This window comes from Paraburkholderia sp. SIMBA_054 (genome assembly GCF_046534875.1).
Classification (GTDB): Bacteria; Pseudomonadota; Gammaproteobacteria; order Burkholderiales; family Burkholderiaceae; genus Paraburkholderia; species Paraburkholderia hospita.
Genome location: NZ_JAWRXV010000357.1, coordinates 1 through 364, shown reverse-complemented (window position 1 = coordinate 364; position 364 = coordinate 1). Strand labels below are relative to the sequence as shown.

The following is a 364-nucleotide window of genomic DNA, read 5'->3' as shown; positions in this document are numbered from 1 at the left end:
TTTATGTCCATCCTAATATGACCAACATACCGAGACACACATCATGTCCGACATCGACACCGAATCCGTCAGCGCAAATAGTTCGAAGCCCGAAGCAATTGCCGAGCGCATTCGTGCCGCGATTCTCGAGCATCGGTTGGCGCCGGGCGCGAAGTTGACGGAAGCACAGTTGTGCGAAGTATTTGCGGTGAAGCGTGGTCCGATCCGGCAAGCGTTGGCACAACTCGCGACCGATCGTCTCGTGGATCTTGAGCCGAACCGCGGCGCGTTCGTCGCGAGTCCGTCGCTTCAGGAAGTGCATGAGGTGTTCGAGATGCGCCGCATCATCGAACTGGCCGTCGTCGAAAAGATTTGCAACGGGCAC

The 364-nt window shown here is 57.1% G+C and carries 1 protein-coding gene; it reads left to right on the top strand.

Annotated elements, in window-relative coordinates; all coding sequences use genetic code 11:
* Nucleotides 1-43 precede the first annotated feature (43 nt).
* Nucleotides 44-364, top strand: a 321-nt coding sequence (locus tag SB822_RS55475; RefSeq protein WP_410858893.1) for a GntR family transcriptional regulator, incomplete at its 3' end; no start/stop codon positions are given.